Annotated in this window: 18 protein-coding genes and 2 tRNA genes; 8 read left to right on the top strand and 12 right to left on the bottom strand. The window is 43.0% G+C overall.

Going from position 1 to position 19,708, the window contains the following annotated elements; all coding sequences use genetic code 11:
* Window positions 1-405: 405 nt before the first annotated feature.
* Together ACP7AK_RS09450 and ACP7AK_RS09445 are read left to right on the top strand one after the other, a co-directional pair.
* Window positions 406-2,235 (top strand): phosphoenolpyruvate carboxykinase (GTP), encoded by a 1,830-nt coding sequence (locus ACP7AK_RS09450; protein WP_004279470.1) that lies wholly within the window; start codon window positions 406-408, stop codon window positions 2,233-2,235.
* 134 nt (window positions 2,236-2,369) lie between these two features.
* Window positions 2,370-2,792: a hypothetical protein gene (locus tag ACP7AK_RS09445; protein WP_004646311.1), complete on the top strand. Its 423-nt coding sequence runs from the start codon at window positions 2,370-2,372 to the stop codon at window positions 2,790-2,792.
* A 73-nt stretch (window positions 2,793-2,865) separates the two neighbouring features.
* Here ACP7AK_RS09445 and ACP7AK_RS09440 read toward each other — a convergent pair whose 3' ends face one another.
* Window positions 2,866-3,534 (bottom strand): class I SAM-dependent methyltransferase, encoded by a 669-nt coding sequence (locus ACP7AK_RS09440; RefSeq protein ID WP_425879731.1) that lies wholly within the window; start codon window positions 3,532-3,534, stop codon window positions 2,866-2,868.
* A 135-nt stretch (window positions 3,535-3,669) separates the two neighbouring features.
* A complete protein-coding gene (gene folD / locus ACP7AK_RS09435; protein ID WP_253143894.1) occupies window positions 3,670-4,518 on the bottom strand; it encodes a bifunctional methylenetetrahydrofolate dehydrogenase/methenyltetrahydrofolate cyclohydrolase FolD in 849 nt (282 codons plus the stop codon).
* Between the two features lie 153 nt (window positions 4,519-4,671).
* On the opposite strand from folD, the gene ACP7AK_RS09430 reads away from it, so the two are divergent.
* Window positions 4,672-4,745, top strand: a tRNA-Cys gene (locus ACP7AK_RS09430).
* 10 nt (window positions 4,746-4,755) lie between these two features.
* Window positions 4,756-4,841: transfer RNA gene (locus ACP7AK_RS09425), tRNA-Leu, on the top strand.
* A gap of 152 nt (window positions 4,842-4,993) precedes the next feature.
* Here the strand turns inward: ACP7AK_RS09425 and ACP7AK_RS09420 are convergent.
* From ACP7AK_RS09420 to ACP7AK_RS09410, 3 genes are all read right to left on the bottom strand, one after another.
* Complete coding sequence (locus tag ACP7AK_RS09420; RefSeq protein WP_071850596.1) at window positions 4,994-5,896, bottom strand: helix-turn-helix transcriptional regulator; 903 nt, start codon at window positions 5,894-5,896, stop codon at window positions 4,994-4,996.
* Between the two features lie 153 nt (window positions 5,897-6,049).
* Entirely contained in the window at window positions 6,050-6,253 is a 204-nt protein-coding gene (locus tag ACP7AK_RS09415; protein WP_004646307.1) for a hypothetical protein, read from the bottom strand.
* Window positions 6,254-6,468: 215 nt separating this feature from the next.
* Window positions 6,469-7,461 carry an NAD(P)H-quinone oxidoreductase gene (locus ACP7AK_RS09410; RefSeq protein ID WP_425879728.1) on the bottom strand — a complete coding sequence of 331 codons (993 nt, stop codon included), beginning with the start codon at window positions 7,459-7,461 and terminating at the stop codon, window positions 6,469-6,471.
* A gap of 130 nt (window positions 7,462-7,591) precedes the next feature.
* Between ACP7AK_RS09410 and ACP7AK_RS09405 the strand changes: the two genes are divergently transcribed.
* Window positions 7,592-7,936: a thioredoxin family protein gene (locus ACP7AK_RS09405; protein WP_071850594.1), complete on the top strand. Its 345-nt coding sequence runs from the start codon at window positions 7,592-7,594 to the stop codon at window positions 7,934-7,936.
* Between the two features lie 69 nt (window positions 7,937-8,005).
* Here ACP7AK_RS09405 and ACP7AK_RS09400 read toward each other — a convergent pair whose 3' ends face one another.
* The 3 genes from ACP7AK_RS09400 to cysD all read right to left on the bottom strand — a co-directional run bounded on the left by ACP7AK_RS09400 (window position 8,006) and on the right by cysD (window position 11,099).
* On the bottom strand, window positions 8,006-8,278 hold the full coding sequence (locus tag ACP7AK_RS09400) for a hypothetical protein (protein ID WP_004279462.1): 273 nt from the start codon (window positions 8,276-8,278) through the stop codon (window positions 8,006-8,008).
* A gap of 145 nt (window positions 8,279-8,423) precedes the next feature.
* Window positions 8,424-10,040: a sulfate adenylyltransferase subunit CysN gene (gene cysN, locus ACP7AK_RS09395; RefSeq protein ID WP_425879726.1), complete on the bottom strand. Its 1,617-nt coding sequence runs from the start codon at window positions 10,038-10,040 to the stop codon at window positions 8,424-8,426.
* 144 nt (window positions 10,041-10,184) lie between these two features.
* On the bottom strand, window positions 10,185-11,099 hold the full coding sequence (gene cysD / locus ACP7AK_RS09390; protein WP_004730252.1) for a sulfate adenylyltransferase subunit CysD: 915 nt from the start codon (window positions 11,097-11,099) through the stop codon (window positions 10,185-10,187).
* 323 nt (window positions 11,100-11,422) lie between these two features.
* Here cysD and ACP7AK_RS09385 point away from each other — a divergent pair, with 323 nt between their 5' ends.
* From ACP7AK_RS09385 to ACP7AK_RS09375, 3 genes are all read left to right on the top strand, one after another.
* Window positions 11,423-11,965 carry a hypothetical protein gene (locus tag ACP7AK_RS09385; protein ID WP_071850591.1) on the top strand — a complete coding sequence of 181 codons (543 nt, stop codon included), beginning with the start codon at window positions 11,423-11,425 and terminating at the stop codon, window positions 11,963-11,965.
* Between the two features lie 313 nt (window positions 11,966-12,278).
* Window positions 12,279-12,914, top strand: a complete 636-nt coding sequence (locus ACP7AK_RS09380; protein ID WP_004730256.1) for a YqiJ family protein — start codon at window positions 12,279-12,281, stop codon at window positions 12,912-12,914.
* 37 nt (window positions 12,915-12,951) lie between these two features.
* Entirely contained in the window at window positions 12,952-14,658 is a 1,707-nt protein-coding gene (locus ACP7AK_RS09375) for a flotillin family protein (RefSeq protein ID WP_425879723.1), read from the top strand.
* Window positions 14,659-14,723: 65 nt separating this feature from the next.
* Here ACP7AK_RS09375 and sucD read toward each other — a convergent pair whose 3' ends face one another.
* From sucD to odhB, 4 genes are all read right to left on the bottom strand, one after another.
* A complete protein-coding gene (gene sucD / locus ACP7AK_RS09370; protein WP_004646291.1) occupies window positions 14,724-15,614 on the bottom strand; it encodes a succinate--CoA ligase subunit alpha in 891 nt (296 codons plus the stop codon).
* A 12-nt stretch (window positions 15,615-15,626) separates the two neighbouring features.
* On the bottom strand, window positions 15,627-16,793 hold the full coding sequence (gene sucC, locus ACP7AK_RS09365; protein ID WP_425879721.1) for an ADP-forming succinate--CoA ligase subunit beta: 1,167 nt from the start codon (window positions 16,791-16,793) through the stop codon (window positions 15,627-15,629).
* A gap of 170 nt (window positions 16,794-16,963) precedes the next feature.
* Window positions 16,964-18,394 carry a dihydrolipoyl dehydrogenase gene (gene lpdA, locus ACP7AK_RS09360; protein WP_004279436.1) on the bottom strand — a complete coding sequence of 477 codons (1,431 nt, stop codon included), beginning with the start codon at window positions 18,392-18,394 and terminating at the stop codon, window positions 16,964-16,966.
* Between the two features lie 99 nt (window positions 18,395-18,493).
* Window positions 18,494-19,708: a 2-oxoglutarate dehydrogenase complex dihydrolipoyllysine-residue succinyltransferase gene (gene odhB, locus ACP7AK_RS09355; RefSeq protein WP_004279435.1), complete on the bottom strand. Its 1,215-nt coding sequence runs from the start codon at window positions 19,706-19,708 to the stop codon at window positions 18,494-18,496.

Here is a 19,708-nt window from a genome sequence, read left to right as displayed (position 1 = left end):
TTCATTGAAGCCTATTGGCATTTTGTCCAATTCATAGACAATTAACAGTGGCTTTATGTAAAATTCAAATGGCAACCATTTATTTAATCAATAATGAATATTAGAGATCTTATAAAACTAAGATAATGATTTTAATATCAATTTTTAAAATAAATACCACTCATCACTTATATAAATAACCTTAATAATTCAAATGTTTAGTTTTATCTTGTTGTTTTACTTATATTTATAAATAAAATAGCATTATATTCCAAAAGAAATCTAGCACTTCTTTGGTCTTATTTTTTTTATCATTTTATGCTTTAATACAGCCACTTTTTTTCATACTTCATCTGGGCGATATTTTTTATTGCTCGGATTGTACTTTGTACATCTAATTTGTACACATTTGAGATAGGCCTCACCATGACCCAAGTGAACGCACCAGAATTCGTTCGTCACCCTAAGCTTATTGCTTGGGTGGAAGAGATTGCTAAATTAACAAAACCAGCAAAAATTGAATGGTGTGACGGTAGCGCAGAAGAATATCAACGTTATATCGACTTGATGATCGCTAACGGCACAATGCAAGCGCTGAATCAAGAAACTCATCCTGGTTCTTATCTTGCAAATTCTGATCCGTCTGACGTAGCACGTGTTGAAGATCGTACTTACATCTGTTCTGAAAACAAAGACGATGCTGGCGCGACCAACAACTGGGAAGCACCTGCTGTCATGCGCGAAAAATTGAACGGTTTATTTGACGGTTCAATGGCAGGTCGTACACTTTATGTGGTTCCATTCTCAATGGGTCCATTGGGTTCTCATATCGCTCATATCGGTATCGAGTTAACTGACTCTCCTTACGTTGCAGTAAGCATGTCTAAAATGGCTCGCATGGGTAAAGCTGTTTATGACGTTCTTGGTACTGACGGTGAATACGTTCCTTGCGTACACACTGTAGGTGCTCCGCTTGCGAACGGCGAAAAAGATGTTGCATGGCCTTGCAACAAAGAAAAATACATCGTGCATTACCCAGAAACTCGTGAGATCTGGTCTTATGGTTCTGGTTATGGCGGTAACGCATTGTTGGGTAAAAAATGCCTGGCATTACGTATTGCATCATTTATGGGTCGTCAACAAGGCTGGTTAGCTGAACACATGCTGATCCTTGGCGTGACCAATCCACAAGGCGAAAAACACTACATCGCAGCTGCATTCCCATCTGCATGTGGTAAAACAAACTTCGCTATGTTGATTCCACCAGCTGGCTATGAAGGCTGGAAGATTGAAACTGTAGGTGACGATATTGCCTGGATCAAACCAGGTGAAGACGGTCGCTTATATGCAATCAACCCTGAAGCTGGCTTCTTCGGTGTAGCGCCTGGTACCAATACCAAAACCAACCCGAACTGTATGGCAACCATGCACAAAGACGTGATTTATACCAACGTTGCTGTGACTGACAACGGTGAAGTTTGGTGGGAAGGTCTGACTAAAGAAGCGCCTGCCAACCTGACTAACTGGAAAGGTCAACCACACACTGGTGAAGAAAAAGCAGCGCATCCAAATGCTCGCTTCACTGTTGCAGCTGGTCAATGCCCTTCTATTGATGCTGACTGGGAAAATCCAGCAGGTGTTCCAATTTCCGCGTTCATCTTCGGTGGTCGCCGTGCAGACACTGTGCCTCTAATTTCAGAAGCATTTGACTGGGTTGACGGTGTTTACAAAGCTGCAACGATGGGCTCTGAAACAACTGCTGCTGCTGTTGGTCAACAAGGTGTTGTTCGTCGTGACCCGTTCGCGATGCTTCCATTCGCGGGCTACAACATGGCAGATTACTTCACGCACTGGTTAGAAATGGGTGAGCAAGTGGGTGCGAAAGCTGCTGCTGCTGGCAACAAACTTCCAGGTATCTACAACGTGAACTGGTTCCGTCGTGATGCTGAAGGCAACTTCGTATGGCCTGGTTTCGGTCAAAACATGCGTGTTCTTGAGTGGATCATTGACCGTTGTGAAGGTCGTGCTGATGCTGTTGAAACACCAATCGGCCTAGTTCCTACTTACGAACAGCTGAACTGGACTGGTTCTGACTTCACTAAAGAACAGTTTGACCTAGTAACTTCTCAAGACAAAGATCAATGGATCAAAGAGCTTGAAAGCCATACTGAATTGTTCGATAAGTTAGGTGAGCGTTTACCGGAAGCGTTAAAAACTCGTCAAGCAGAACTTATTGCTGCGGTTAAATCTGCTTAATTGCTGATTTAATTAAAAAAGGTCGCGTAAGCGGCCTTTTTTATTGGCTGTTTAAACAATTGATCACAATTGACCAGAGCAGCAGTTTAAGCAAAATATGGCATACTTAAGCCAAGACTTCAGGAACTATAAATATGAAAAGAACAACAGTAATTTTGGCTATGGCTGCGAGCAGTTTCGTACTGAGTGCATGTCAGACCACACCCCATCAATTCAATGGACAAAGTGGCTATGAAATTCTGGAACGTTCAGGCAATACAGCAACCTTGAGCTACACCCTCTCAGGACGACCAAGCCAGGATGAAAATCGCTTGCAAGCCGCTTGCAGACACGTATTAGGAAATTCCAAAACTTACAACATCCAGATTTTAAGCACCAATGAAATTTCCAATCCAACTGCGGAACAGGAAAACTATGGCCGCCAACTGGGTAATAGCCGCACGCAAATCAGCTTGAGCAATACGCCTGATTTACATAATAGCGAGAACCCGGGTGCACGCGAAGCCTTAGAAGCCCGCCCAACGACCATGCGCGTTATTCGTTATACTTGTTCTTAACATCTAATACTTAGTTACTTAATCAGAGTAAGACAATCAAAAAGGGCTAACTGCCCTTTTTGATTTTTCAACTTTAACGTGTTTTATAGAAACTGACATTACGAAATTCTGGTGATTCATCCAGATCTGGCCATGTTGTCGCACTACGTTCATCCAGTTTTTTATATTGAGGATGACTAAAGTTTTTTACCCGACTGTCTGCAACCCACACCTCAGGTGCAAATTTTAAAAACTCATCCAGGAAGAAACGGTTACATTGATCATAGAGCACATCTGCGGCTAATAGAATATCCACCTGCTCTGCCTTATATAGGTCATCCAGATATTCAAGCTCAACATCATTCAGCTCCGCATTGGCGTGACAGGCATCCAGACTGACTTGATCAATGTCACAGCAAATCACACGTTTTGCACCTGCCATTTTTGCTGCAATGGCAACTACGCCCGATCCAGCCCCAAAATCCAAAACAACTTTATCTTTGACATGATGCGGCTCCGCCAATAGCCACTGCGCCATCGCCAAGCCTGAGGCCCAACAAAAGATCCAGTACGGTGTATCGTTCCAGATGCGACGGATGACTTCATCATCGAGTTTGTCAGTTGGGAATACTGGCGGAATCAGCCACAGGGAAATGGGTGTATCCGGCAATTGCTGTGCATGCAGCTCACAATATGGAATCACATCATGCAAGGCTTTTAGTAGATGTTCTGGGGCTTGAGGGAGTCGGAAGGTGCAGCTCATTAGATTTCTTTTAATTAGTATTAATGTCTTTGAAGAATCTCCCCTAGCCCCTCTTTAAAAAAGAGGGGGAAACTCCATCCAAAAATAGTGATCAGAGTTCCCTCCTTTGAAAAAGGAGGGTTAGGGAGGATTTGATTAACCTAAAGCTTTTTCAGCAGCTTCAACCGTTTGACGGATTAAAGTGGTAATCGTCATTGGACCTACACCACCCGGAACTGGTGTGTAAGCAGAAGCAATTTCTTCAATGCCTACAAGTTGGATATCACCTACACCACCGCCATCACGTGGATGGAAACCAGCATCAACAACCACAGCACCTGGTTTGATCCAGTCTTTTTGAATTAATTCTGCTTTACCTACCGCACCGACAATGATGTCCGCTTGCTTAACAAAGCTTGCAAGATCTTGAGTACGTGAATGGCAAATGGTTACGGTTGCATTCGCTTCTAGCAGCATCGCAGCCATTGGTTTACCCAAAATTGCAGAACGACCTACAACTACCGCATGTTTACCAGCGATTTCAATGTTGTTCTCTTTCAGGATAGTCATAATACCCGCAGGCGTCGCTGAACCATAGGCTGCCTCACCCATTGCCATACGACCATAGCCCAGGCAAGTGACACCATCTACGTCTTTTTCAAGCGAGATTGCATCGAAACAGGCACGCTCATCAATTTGCGCAGGAACCGGGTGCTGAAGCAGAATACCGTGCACATCAGGATTTGCATTTAATTTTTCAATTTCAGCCAATAATTCTTCAGTTGTGGTTTCTTTAGGAAGTTCCACTTTGAGTGAATCCATACCAACACGGCGGCAGGCATTGCCTTTCATGCGAACATAAGTTGCAGATGCACCATCGTCACCTACCAAAATCGTCGCAAGAATTGGAGTACGACCTGATTTTGCTTTCAGCGCTTCTACGCGAGTAAACAAGTCAGCTTCAATTTGCTTCGCCAATGCACGACCGTCTAGAACTAATGCCACGGCACTTCTCCCAAGTGTTGATATGAATCAATTTTGCACATTCTACATGAATAATTTAAATATTTTCCGCCAGATGATGTTTTTATGCGCATACAGATGAATACACTATTGTTTTTTTTTCTGAGCTTGCTAATATACGCATCAACAAGACGCGGCGGGGTGGCAGAGTGGTCATGCAGCGGACTGCAACTCCGTGGACGCCGGTTCGATTCCGACCTCCGCCTCCATCTTGTTAAAGCCCGAGTGGTGAAATCGGTAGACACAGGGGATTTAAAATCCCCCGCCCACAAAGCGTGCCAGTTCGAGTCTGGCCTCGGGCACCATTCTTCTACTATAGAAAGATGGTGCAAATAAAGAACCCAGCGAAAGCTGGTTTTTTTATGCCTGTAATTTAATAAATCAAAAAAATAAGTAAATTAAATTTCCATTTAAAGCATGATCATTAATTAAGCTACCCTGCTCTACGTTCTCAATATCATCCAGCAGAACGTAAATATCCTTGCAAATCCTGTTCCAGTTTCTGCTGAAAATGAATCGGCTCAATAATTTTCACATAGGGCAACCAGTAACGCACCAAAGGCAACAACTGCATTTCGTGACGAATCTGGCAACTGATCACTAACTCTCCAGTCTCGGCTTCCTGCTCGATCTGCTGTTCTGGAAATAAACGGCGCTCTTTAAAAAAGACCGTGACTTCAGGTTGTACCCTGATTAAGACTTGCTGCTTTTGCTGCCCAAACCAGATGCTGTCTTCATCTGCCAGCATTTTCAGTATTTCAGGATCATGCGCAAAGCTCTCCGCCTTAGAAACCAGCTTGAGCTGTTGCACCTGACTTAAGCGATAGGTGCGCAACTTGTCCTGATCTACGCCCACCAGATACCAGATACCATGATGGTGAATCAAGCGATAAGGCTTAATGATTCGCAATTGATCTGAATATTGCAACTCAACCTGCTGACGTTTATAGATTGCGCTTGCAAGCAACTTGAAATGTTCGGCAAACTGTTTGGCATCTTCAAAATAATAGCCTTTTGCCGAAAATACCTGATTTGCCCGCTCATCCAGCAGTTCACGCATAAAAGACATATCCAACGCCGGATACAACTCACTGATCCCCGAAAGCTGGGCAAAAGTCTGGATATCCTGCAATTTAAACCGCCCTAAATAAGAGGGTTCCAGATAATATCGTTTCTGTTCATCTTGAAGTAAGGGTAAGTAAGAGCCTAGACGATCAAAATCACGCTCAATGGTGCGGGTGCTGACCTGAAATTCTGCAGCTAGCTCTGCAGCCCGGAGTTGATATCCGACGTTTAATTTGGTCAAAATTCTGGCTAAACGCTCTGCAAGACGCTCATGTGTTGAAGCTGGGCGCTTCATAAATCCCCACTTAATACATTCTCATGTACTTATTTATCGCTAGATGTTGAATGATTATACTGAATGCCGATCAATGAATAATATTAGGACAAAGTCTAAGATATTTTTTTGCATCAGATCTTGACCCTTTATTCACCCTAAAAATACAAGATCTTATTTGGATTTTCTGGATGCTTTCTTGCTTGAATGACGATTTTGTATTGTTAATCTTTCTATATAACGCTCCAGATGCAGCATCGCCCGATACATTTTATGTAACTCTACCCAGCTGATGGTTCCGCGAATAATCATTTTATGAATACGTCGTAATGCTCTTAAACTATGTTTTGAACTATATGCTGTTGAAATAATTTTCATCTTATTTTCCCTCTCACATTCATGTGAATGTTTAACCATTTGGTCGGAATTATCTATACATGCAATTTACGTGTCATAATTGACAGGTTGTGTCGAACAGTTAACATTTTTTAATTTTTATTCAAGATTTTATATATTTATTTGTAATAATATTTTACTTAAAATTTAAAAAAGCCAGTAAAATTACTGGCTTTTTTTGAATCACTTATCTCGTATTAAATAATTTCAACTACAACTTTACCCACATGCTCTCCAGTATCCATTGTGGCATGGGCATCCTGAATCTGATCGAACTTAAACGTTTTATAGATCATCGGGAGACATTCGCCTTTTGCCCACAATGGTGCAATCTGCTCTTTCAGGCCTTGTGCAATTTCCGCTTTTTCAGCCGTGCTGCGTGCACGCATGGTCGAACCGGTAATGGTCAGACGTTTCATCATGATTTGACCCAGTTTGACTTCTTTGGCCTTGGCACCACCCAAGAAAGCGATATAGACCAGACGTCCATCACGGCGCAACAAATTCAAATTACGATCTAAATATGGTGCACCGACCATATCTAAAATGACATCGACACCACCATTGTCCGTGGCTTCATTAATAACTTGCTCAAAGTCCTGAGTTTTATAATTAATAGCCGTGGTTAAATCAGAAATAGCCACAACTTTTTCATCTGAACCGACAGTTGCAAAGGTTTTGATGCCAAGTGATTTACACAACATTAAAGCAGTCGTACCAATCCCGCTCGTTCCACCATGTACCAGTACAGTTTCCCCTGCTTTAGCCTTACCCATCTGGAACACGTTCGCCCATACAGTAAAGAAAGTTTCAGGAATGGCCGCTGCCTGTACAAAACTTACGCCTTCAGGAATATTCAAGGTCTGGCTTTCAGGTATGACGCAATATTCAGCATAACCGCCACCATTGGTCAAACCACAGACTTGATCACCAACTTTAAACTGACTTACATCACTACCAATCGCAACCACCTCACCTGCCACTTCCAGGCCAGGAACTGGCGTTACCCCTTTCGGCATCGGATATAAGCCTTGACGCTGCAGGATATCTGGACGGTTAATACCAAAGGCATGAACTTTTACCAGAACTTCGTCTGCCTTGGCTTCTGGTATAGCGACCGTTTCAAAGCTAAGTTTATCGACACCACCTGGTTCTGTAATAATGACTTGCTGCATGGTTTGTTGCGACATGATTTCTTTCCCTAATCTATGCATTTCATATATCTTGGACTTATTTGAACATAGTTAGCATGAGGAATGAAGCTACATCGGACTTATGTATAATCGGGGGACTATTCAGGAAATTGATAATAGGCCGACCATGACCCAAGTGATCGAATATAATGAAAACAATTACAGTGATTTTGAGTGGTTTGAAGGTTTTGCTGTGATTCGCTTTTATGCAGACTGGTGCAAGCCTTGTGTTCAGAATTTTCCGGTCTTTGCCGAACTGGCGACATACTATACTGAGGTAAATCCTGAGATTAAATTTGGCAAGATCAATGTGGATCAGTCTCCGATTTTAACCTTGCGCTATAATGCCTATGGTTTGCCTTCTACGCTTATTTTTAGAAATGGAGAAATTATTAAAAGGATTGCAGGCGTGAAAAGTTTAACCGAAATGAAAGCAATTCTGGCCTTAGTCCTCAATGATTCTTATGAATAATTACCCATGTGAAGCCAAATCTAACAAAAATATTTCTTTTAGCTCACTATCTAAATACGGAGCCTTTAATTAACTACGCCCTTTATATTCCTTTACCATTCGATCACTCACATCTTCCGGATAACACAGGGGCGCATATCCGCCTGCACGATTATAAGCACTACGTTTACCACAGCGACTACCATTACTTGCAGTATTGTAAGGACACGGACAATTTCCCGGATAATTCTCAATCGACTGCTGGATTATTTTTTGCTTGATTGCTTCAACGCTTTGGCTGCTCTGTTTGGCTTCAGCTCCAAAAGCCACACACAAGCCAGCCAGCAATATTAATTTTTTCATATATTCCCCAAATCTAGGGAGTATTGTATTAATTGACTAGTAAATTGAAAGATCACATTTTGACTAATCGAATGATTTTCATGCAATCAAAATTTAGGCAATAAAAAACCCGCTTTTCAGCGAGTTTCTTCAAATCAGTCCAGTCTTAAAGACGAACCAATTCCACAATCTTCTCAGCAAGTTCTTCAACTGTATCTACGGTTAAAGTCGTGTCTGTACCTTCAGCAGCATCGGTAATCACAACCACACCAGTTTCACGAACCAGTGCAACCTGCTCCGCATTCAAACCTGCTTTAGCAATAGCAACGATCCCTTGCTGAATCAGCAAGCTTTCTAGCGCCTGAGCATTTTCCAAAGCTTTACCAGATACAGTCACCGCAGCAGGTTTTTGACCCAAACGTGCCGCACGTGCTTCTGCAGTGACAGGCTCATCGTGTGCAGACCATTCAACTGATTCTTCCACCATACCAGCACCAATCGTCACGTTATTCAAACGATCGATGAAGATAAACGAACCGGTGAAACGGCTGTCTTGATAACGGTCAAAGACCACTGGTGCATCAAATTCAACAGTCACATTGGCGATTGCATTTAGCTCAAGTTTATCCACCTGAACTTTTTCCAATGTGTTAACGTTGGTACGGTAATGAATTGCCGTTACTTTTGCCGGAACGGTTTGCGTACCAATCTTGATGTTGTACAGCTTACCCAGTACAAGTGGTTGATCTGCCATCCACACAACAGTCGCTTGAACTGAACGGGAAATATTTGGAACAGCTTGATCCGCACGAATTAACACGTTACCACGTGAAATATCAATTTCATCGTTAAGCGTTAAAGTCACTGCCTGACCTGCAACTGCATGCTCAAGATTGCCATCAAAAGTGACAATTTCTTTGACAGTCGATGATTTACCAGAAGGTAATGCTGTTACGGTATCGCCAACATTGATATCGCCAAGTGCGATCGTACCGCAGAAACCACGGAAGTCAAGGTTTGGACGGTTCACGTATTGCACAGGGAAACGGAAATCCTGCTTCGCTGAACTACGGTTAATTTCCACCGATTCAAGTGTACCCATCAGCGTTTCACCAGTGTACCATGGCGTATTGGCTGACTTGTTCACCACGTTATCGCCATTCAATGCAGAAATAGGCGTAAAGATGATATTGCTTGGTTTACGATCGCCCAATTGTGCAACGAATGCCGCATATTCAGCCTGGATTTCATTGAAACGTGTTTCAGAGAATTCCACCAAGTCCATCTTGTTGATCGCAACAATGATGTTCTTGATCCCGAGCAAACTCGCAATAAAGGTATGACGACGTGTCTGGGTTTGCACGCCATAACGTGCATCAATCAAAATGATTGCAAGGTCACACGTCGATGCACCTGTCGCCATGTTACGAGTGTACTGTTCGTGTCCCGGCGTGTCCGCGATGATGAACTTACGTTTTTCTGTCGAGAAATAACGATAGGCCACATCAATGGTAATGCCTTGCTCACGCTCTGCTTGTAAACCATCGACCAGAAGTGCCAAGTCAGGTGCATCACCTGTCGTACCGACTTTTTTCGAGTCACGGGTCACGGCCTGTAATTGATCTTCATAAATCAATTTTGAATCGTACAGCAGACGACCGATTAACGTCGATTTACCATCGTCCACGTTACCACAAGTCAGGAAACGCAACAGGTCTTTATTTTCATGTTGTTTCAGATAGCTCAAGATATCTTGGCTGATTAAATCAGATTGATGAGACATCGCTCAAAGCTCCACATATTCTTTAGAAATCGGTTAAATCTAAATCCACCTAAGTCCTCCTTTGATAAAGGAGGACTTTCCTCCATTTTATTTTGGGAGTCCCCCGCTTTCATAAGGAGGGGGTTAGGGGGAGATTTATAGATATTAGAAGTAGCCTTCCTGCTTCTTCTTCTCCATCGAGCCTGCTTCATCATGGTCAATCATACGACCTTGACGCTCAGAGCTGGTTGCCAGCAACATTTCCTGAATAATTTCCGGCAAGGTATTGGCGGTAGATTCCACAGCACCTGTTAATGGATAACAACCCAAAGTACGGAAACGTACCGATTTCATTTGTGGAACTTCACCTTCTTTTAAAGGCATACGTTCATCATCAACCATAATAAGTGTGCCACTACGTTCAACCACAGGACGTTCTGCAGCCAAATAAAGTGGTACTAATGGAATACTTTCCAAATAGATGTATTGCCAGATATCCAGCTCAGTCCAGTTAGATAATGGGAATACACGAATACTTTCGCCCTTGTTCACTTTACCGTTGTAAAGATTCCAAAGTTCTGGACGCTGGTTTTTCGGATCCCAACGATGTTTCGAATCACGGAATGAATAAACACGTTCCTTGGCACGTGATTTTTCTTCATCACGGCGCGCGCCACCAAAAGCAGCATCAAAACCGTATTTATCCAGGGCCTGTTTTAAGCCCTGAGTTTTCATGATGTCGGTATATTTAGAACTACCGTGGTCGAACGGGTTAATACCTGCCTCAACCCCTTCTTTATTCTGATGCACGATCAAATCGAAACCATGGGTTTTCGCCATATTGTCCCGGAAAGTGATCATGTCTTTAAACTTCCAGCCTGTATCGACATGTAATAATGGAAATGGAAGTTTTGCTGGGTAGAACGCTTTTAGCGCAAGATGCAGCATGACCGCTGAATCTTTACCAATCGAATACAGCATGACCGGATTTTCAAACTCGGCAGCAACTTCGCGGATGATATGAATACTCTCAGCTTCAAGCTGTTTGAGATGAGTAAGTCTTTCCTCATTTAACGACATGGACAACACCAGCTTAGAAAAACGTGTACTTATGACACTTTTGAAAATTTATATTCATTATAGTGATTTACTTATCCTATCCATTGCTTGTTTTATGATATTGATATATCAAAAGCTCATATAAAAATTCATCAATAATGAATATCAGTTTTTATGAATCAATAATTTGCCCAATTCAAGCGAGGATATTGTGTGGTATAGCTATATATTACCCTGTCGCTAAGCCAATAAAATCCTAGGAAAATAATCTAAAGTAGTGGTTCTCAAATAGTTAAAAAATTACTAGAGTAAGACTCAATTCTCCCTATTGATATACTTCGTTTATGCCCTATAGCGCTTTTGATCTTGCCACTGTAAAAACCCGTCTGGAACAGGCCCAGCTTGCTAGTTATATTTATCAGCACCAGCAAAATATTTTGGTCTTGCAAGAACCTTTCAGTGATGATGGCAAGCCTTTAAATATCTATCTGCAACACGAGCTGACCGCGGATCAAATCGGATTACAGTTTGGTCTACGTTTGCAAGAAGGTCATTGGGAATTTCTAATCGGCGTTACTTATAGCAACCAGAACGCAGCTTACGAAATCGGTGCTGGCAACCTCAAAGGTGATCAAAAAGCCTTTAACTTATTATATGCCTTTTATAATTATCCTAAAGCGTTCTATCTGGTGGCATTACCTTTGACAACCAACAGTCAGATTTTGGAGCAAACCTTGCAACAGCAGCTCTTCAAGCAGCCTAATCTCGACTTCCTGAATACTGCAGTCAAGGTCAATCCTATGGGCGAACAGGTCAAATGGATGCAACACTATATTCTGCAACAGACTTTAGATATGAAAGTCCGGATTCAGACTGCCCTGCTTTAGACTTGAATAGAAAAATTTAGAGATACTCAGGTCGATGTATCTCTATATCTTTCTCAGGCAAGCATACACAGAATGCCATGCTATTCAGAATTCCTATTGCCGCTATGACATCACTTGCTCAAACATCCATTTAACTTATAGTTTATTATTAATTTTAATAGTTTAATAATTATTAAATAATCAATATATTCAATCCTTGTTTATAAGGTTTTTTGTTATTTTTTTACATACAAAATCAACAATTACTGTTATCGTTATATCAATAAAAACTTTCAGATACTTTTCCTAAAAACATAATTATAGAGATAAAAAAATGTGGGAACTGTTTACGCATCCATCCAATATCGTATTTAGTATTAGCCTGAGCCTAATGCTGATGTTTGCAGCACTAGAATGTATTCTATTGCTGCTTGGCGGCGGCTCTCAGCATATCTTTGAACAGTTTTTACCTGAAGATCCCCTGCAACCAGAAATAAGCCCGGATCAGTCTCCGGGTGTTTTCAGCAAAGTATTTGACTGGTTATATCTGGGGCGTCTGCCTTTATTTATCTGGCTAATCATTTTTCTGACCAGTTATGGGTTAAGCGGTTTATTGATTCAGGGCATATTTGAGCGCCTGACCAGCCAGCTGTTTAATGTTTGGCTGATTTCTCCGGCCTGCCTGTTTCTGTGTATGCCTGTGGTGCGCTTTCTTGCCATGGCCGCCAGTAAGCTCCTGCCCCAAGATGAAACTTCCGCGATTTACAGTGATGAACTCATCGGACGTACCGCGACCATTATTCTGGGAGATGCCAAAGTGAATTCTCCCGCACAAGCCAAAGTCCGGGATCAACATGGCCAGACTCATTATGTTCTGGTTGAACCAGAAAACAATCAAATTCTAAATCAAGGTCAGAATGTAGTTCTAACCCACAAAACCAAGAACGGCTTTCAAGCCATTGCACTTTAATTTTATTTAGCTAGCACTCAATTGAGACTTTATAACAATGTTAACATTTGATTTATATAATATTTTAATTATTGCGGGAATTATTTTTGTAGCACTGGTGACCTTCGGTCTCATCATTGCACGTTTATACCGTCGTTCAAGCAAGGAAATTTCCTTTGTACGTACCGGTTGGGGTGGAGAAAAAGTGATTTTAGGTGGAGGCGCAATCGTGCTCCCTGTCTTGCATGAAATCATTCCAGTAAATATGAATACCCTACGTCTTGAAGTCCGCCGTGCTGATGATCAGGCACTGATTACCCGTGACCGTATGCGAGTCGATGTCATGGCCGAATTCTATGTCCGAGTCAAACCTACCGCAGATTCAATTGCCACCGCAGCACAAACCCTTGGTCAAAAAACCATGTCACCGAATGAACTAAAAAATCTGGTGGAAGGTAAGTTCGTTGATTCACTGCGCGCAGTGGCTGCAGAAATGGCCATGGAAGAACTGCATGAAAAACGCGTCGAATTCGTACAAAAAGTACAGCAAGTCGTTTCGGAAGATTTACATAAAAATGGTCTGGAGCTTGAAACGGTTTCCCTAACCGGACTGGATCAGACCGGATTTAAATACTTCAACCCGCAAAATGCATTTGATGCTGAAGGTCTGACCAAGCTCACTGAAACCATTGAAGATCGTCGCCGCAAGCGTAACCACATTGAACAGGATACCGATCTGGCGATCAAAACCAAAAATCTGGAAGCTGAACAGGCGCGCCTGCAAATTATTCGTGAAGAAGAATATGCCAAGCTGCAACAAGAACGTGAAATTGCCATTCGCCGTGCTGAACAGCTGGCTGAAATTGCCGCTCAGGAAGCCGGCAAAAAACGTGAAGCAGAAGAAGCACAAATTGCCGCTGAACGAGAAGTCGAACTCAAGCGTATTTTGGCAGCCCGTGATGTCGAAAATGAAAATATTCAAAAGGCTCAGCTGATTCAAAAAGCACAGGTCGAGCAAAAGAAAACCATTGAACTCGCTGAACAGGACCGCGCCATTGCCATTGCGGAAAAATCACGTGCTGAATCTGAAGCTAAAGCCCAAGCCGATCAGGCGCGTGCACAAGCGGTAAAAGCGGAAGAAGAAGTCATCACCGTACGTCAAATCCAGCAAGCAGAGCGTCAAAAGGCAGTTGAGCTGGTCGCAGCCAAAGAACATGCTGAAAAAGATGCAATTGCCATTACAGTTGCCGCTGAAGCTGGCAAACAAGCGGCAGCAGATGATGCAGAAGCAGTGCGGATTGCGGCTGAGGCGGAAGCAGAAAAAGTCCGCCTTAAAGCCAAGGGCGAAGCGGATGCGAAAATTCTACTGGCTCAGGCAATGGAGAAACAGTATCAGGTGGATGCTGAAGGTACACGTGCGGTCAATGAAGCCAATAACGTCCTGTCACCTGAACAGGTCGAAATGCAGATTCGTCTGGCCATGCTGAAATACTTGCCTGAAATTATCAGAGAAAGTGTCAAGCCAATGGAGAATATTGATGATATCAAGATTCTCCAGGTGAATGGCCTACATGGCGGTCATGCCGGTGCCTGTCAGGCAGATGCCCATCATGAGAATAGTAATGTTGCTCTTTCAGATCAGGTGGTGAATAGCGCCCTGCGTTATCGTAGCCAGGCACCGCTCATTGACAGCCTGATGAGTGAGCTCGGTATTCAGGGTGGAGATATTAATGGGATGACCCAAAGCCTTAAAGCTAAAACTTAAAAATAGACTGAGATATAAAAAAGCTCCCATCTGGGAGCTTTTTTATTAAAGGTCTAATGTGAATATCAAACTAAACCTTTATCTTTTAATACTTGCAGCATGGTTGAACCAAGTTCGGCTGGACTACGTGTATACGCCATACCCGCACGCTCAAAGGCAGCAAACTTTTCTTCTGCTGTGCCCTTACCACCTGAAATAATCGCACCTGCGTGACCCATACGTTTGCCTTTAGGTGCAGTCACACCCGCAATATAACCAACAACTGGCTTAGTCACATTCGATTGAATATATTCCGCAGCTTCTTCTTCCGCAGTACCGCCAATCTCACCAATCATAATGATAGCTTCAGTTTGTGGATCTTCCTGGAACAGTTTCAAGCAGTCAATCTGGTTCATGCCTGGAATTGGGTCTCCACCAATCCCGATACAGGTCGACTGACCCAGACCCAGCTTCGTGGTTTGTGCTACGGCTTCATAAGTCAATGTGCCTGAGCGCGAAATGATCCCGATTTTACCTGGTTGATGGATATGACCCGGCATAATCCCGATCTTACATTCACCCGGCGTAATAATACCCGGACAGTTTGGTCCAATCAGACGTGTGCCATTACCATTGGTTTCCAGATAACGTTTGGCTTTAAGCATGTCGATGGTCGGTACACCTTCAGTAATTACCACAATTAACTCAATGCCAGAATCAACCGCTTCAACAATAGAGTCCAGTACAAAGGGTGCCGGAACATAAATCACTGAAGCATCTGCACCTGTTTCTTTCACTGCTTCACGCATGGTATTAAATACAGGCAATTCTAAATGGGTTTGACCACCTTTACCCGGGGTTACACCACCCACGACTTTAGTGCCGTAGGCTAAAGCCTGTTCAGAATGGAATGTACCGTTTTTGCCTGTAAAGCCCTGTACCAATACTTTAGTGTCTTTATTAACTAATACGCTCATGTTAGATACTCCTTAAGCTTTTACAGCAGCAACGATTTTTTCTGCAGCATCAGCAAGACCATGTGCAGAAATCAATTTTAAACCTGATTCATCCAGTAATTTTGCGCCCAGTTCCGCATTATTGCCTTCGAGGCGAACAACTACGGGAACGGTCACATTTACTTCCTGAACCGCTGCAATAATTGCTTCAGCAATCATGTCACAACGTACAATTCCACCAAAAATATTGATTAATACACCTTGAACAGAATTATCTGCCAAGATAATTTTAAAGGCTTCAATCACGCGCTCTTTGGTTGCACCACCACCAACATCCAGGAAGTTGGCTGGTTGACCGCCATAAAGCTTGATAATATCCATGGTTGCCATGGCAAGACCGGCACCATTGACCATACAACCAATGTTACCCTCTAAAGCCACATAGTTCAGATCAAACTCAGACGCTTTTAACTCACGTTCATTTTCCTGAGACTTATCACGCAGTGCAGCGACTTCAGGCAAACGGTACAGCGCATTTGAATCAATTCCGATTTTGGCATCAACACACAGAATGTCGCCATTTTCACGCACAGACAACGGATTGATTTCGAAAAGTGCAAAATCATTATCTACAAATGCCTGATAAGCAGCCTTCATGACTTTAACAAACTGATTAATTTGTCCATCTTTGAGTTTAAGTGCAAAAGCAACTTCGCGTGCCTGAAATGGCATTAAACCGACTAAAGGATCAACCTCAACTTTAATAATTTTTTCAGGGGTTTCTTCGGCCACTTTCTCAATTTCAACACCGCCTTCAGTCGATGCCATAAAAGTGATGCGGCGAGTCGAGCGATCCACCACAGCGCCCAAGTACAGCTCGCGCTCAACCGGATAAACATCCTCAGAGACTAAAATGCTATTGACCGGCTGACCATTGGCATCAGTCTGGTAAGTCACCAAGCGTGAACCAATAATCTGGTTGGCATATTCAGCAGCCTCGGCAGCCGATTTTACCACTTTTACCCCACCAGCCTTACCCCGGCCACCCGCATGCACCTGTGCTTTCAATACTGCGAACTTTCCACCCAGCTGCTCGAAAGCATGCACCGTTTCATCGGCATTGGTGGCTAGTATTCCTTCCTGTACAGGCATACCATATTTTTTTAATAGCGCTTTTGCTTGATACTCATGTAAATTCATTGAATAACCTTTTATTACTTCTTTGCCTTGTTATAACCCACTAGCACCCAGACGTCCGTCAAAGCAGTACCAGCATTTCTTAAAATCGTTATCTTTATTTTTAGATGATTGTTCCAATAAAAACAACCATGAAATGTAAAAAGAGCGACCTAAGTCGCTCTTTTTTCGAATTACTTACGCTTACGTTGGATCGCGTGAATCGCACGACCATCAACCGCAAGTGCAGCTTCATGTACCACTTCAGAGAAAGTTGGGTGACCAAAAGTCATCAATTGTAGATCTTCTACTGAAGATACGAACTCAAGTGCGATCATACCTTGGTGAACGATATCAGACGCAGCAGGTCCAATCACGTGCATACCGAGTAAACGATCCGTTTTTGCATCAGCAACAAACTTCACGAAACCGGCACCTTCACCCGCAGCTAAAGCACGACCGTTCACAGCAAAACCGAATTGACCCGTTTTAACTTCGTGACCTTTTTCAGTCGCTTGCTGTTCTGTTAAACCTACCCACGCCGCTTCCGGATGTGTGTAAATTACAGAAATAATGGTGTCATAGTTCACTTGTGCAGCATGACCGTGAATACGCTCAACCGCCATTACGCCTTCTTCCATTGCTTTATGCGCAAGCATTGGACCACGTACCAAGTCACCAATTGCGTATACGCCTTCAACTGAAGTTGCACACCAATCGTTGACTTCAACCAAACCGCGTTCAGTCAATTTAATGCCTGAATCATCAGCCAATAAACCTTCAGCATATGCGCGACGACCGACACAAACGATCAATTTATCGAAAGTTTCAGTTTTGTCTTCACCAGCTTGGTTATATTTAACCGTTACTTCACGACCATTGATTTCAGTACCTGCAACTTTTGCACCGATACGGATATCCATACCTTGCTTAGTCAACAGTTTTTGGAAGTCTTTTGCCAATGCTTTATCAGCCATTGGTAAGAATGCATCCATTGCTTCAAATACAACAACTTCAGCACCCAAACGACGCCATACAGAACCAAGCTCAAGACCGATCACGCCCGCACCAATTACACCTAAACGCTTAGGTACTTCTGGGAATTCAAGCGCGCCAGTAGAATCAACAATTAAGTCTTGATCTACAGGAGCCACTGGAATATTTACTGGTACAGAACCCGTCGCAAGAATCACATATTTAGGCTCTAAAACTTGAGTTTCACCTTCGTGAGAAACAAATTCTACTTTTTTACCTGCAAGCAGTTTACCCGTACCTTTTAACCACTCGATGCCATTACCTTTAAGTAACTGATCGATACCGCCAGTCAATTGATCTACAACTTTGTCTTTACGAGCCAGCATTTTAGAAAGATCGAATTTAACTTCACCAGTCGTAATACCATGGTCATCTAGATGTTGAACTGTATCTTCATAACGATGTGAAGAATCAAGTAAAGCTTTAGACGGGATACAACCGACGTTTAAGCAAGTACCACCTAAAGATGGTTTACCTTTATGAATACGTTTTTCGATACACGCAACTTTAAAACCAAGTTGAGCTGCACGAATTGCTGCTTCGTAGCCGCCCGGGCCACCACCAATTACGACTAAATCGAATTGAGACATGTTTATCTCCAACTAATCCCCCTTATTAATCCCCCTTTTCCAAAGGGGGATCTTCCCCTCTTTTTAAAGAGGGGTTAGGGGAGATTTTTAATGAATAAATTACAGATCAAGGATCAGACGCGCTGGCTCTTCTAACAATTCTTTGATTGTTACAAGGAAACCGACTGCTTCTTTACCATCGATTAAACGGTGGTCATAAGACAGTGCAAGGTACATCATTGGCAAGATTTCTACTTGACCATTCACCGCCATCGGACGTTCCTGGATTTTATGCATACCCAGAATCGCAGTTTGTGGTGTATTTAGAATTGGTGTAGAAAGCAATGAACCGAAAGTACCACCATTAGTAATAGTGAATGTACCGCCAGTCATATCTTCGATACCCAGTTTACCGTCACGTGCCTTGCCAGCATATGCACGGATGCCGTTTTCAACTTCAGCATAGTTCATGCGGTCTGTATCACGAAGTACAGGAACCACTAGACCACGCTCAGATGAAACTGCAACACCAATGTCGTAGTAACCGTGATACACGATGTCATCGCCATCAATTGAAGCATTTACCGCTGGATAGCGTTTAAGTGCTTCAGTTGCTGCTTTAACGAAGAATGACATGAAGCCAAGACGCGCACCATGACGCTTCTCGAATGCATCTTTGTATTGAGCACGCATTTCCATGATTGGTTTCATGTTCACTTCGTTGAACGTGGTCAACATTGCAGTTTCTTGAGTCGCTGCAAGTAAACGTTCAGCAACACGCTTACGAAGGCGAGTCATAGGAACACGTTTTTCGATACGCTCGCCCACTGCAACGCTTAATGGTTGCGCTGCAGGTGCTGCCGGTTTCGCTTGATGATTTGCCACATCTTCTTTCGTGATGCGACCGCCACGGCCTGTACCTGCAACGTCAGCAGCTGCAACACCAGATTCAGTCAATGCTTTACGCACTGCTGGAGCCTGATCCTGTACTTGTTGACGTTCAACGATCGGTGCATTACCCGCTTCAGTTTGCGCAGCAGCTTGTTCAACTTTCTCTTCAGACTGAACTGCTTGAGTTTGTGTAGCGCCAGAAACAGCACCTTCTTCAAACTGTGCAATGACTTCAGCTGAAAGAACAGTATCGCCTTCACCTTTAATAATAGATGCAAGTGTACCGTCTGCAGGAGCAACAACTTCTAAAACAACTTTATCAGTCTCAATATCGCAGATCACTTCATCACGTGACACTGCTTCACCTGGTTGTTTGTGCCAAGTTGCGATCGTACCGTCCGCAACTGACTCTGGGAATACCGGTGCTTTAATTTCGGTTGCCAT

It is taken from the genome of Acinetobacter sp. TWP2-2-3 (genome assembly GCF_049896445.1).
Classification (GTDB): Bacteria; Pseudomonadota; Gammaproteobacteria; order Pseudomonadales; family Moraxellaceae; genus Acinetobacter.
The sequence above is the reverse complement of the archived record's forward strand: the minus strand, read 5'-3'. Positions and strand labels throughout refer to the sequence as shown.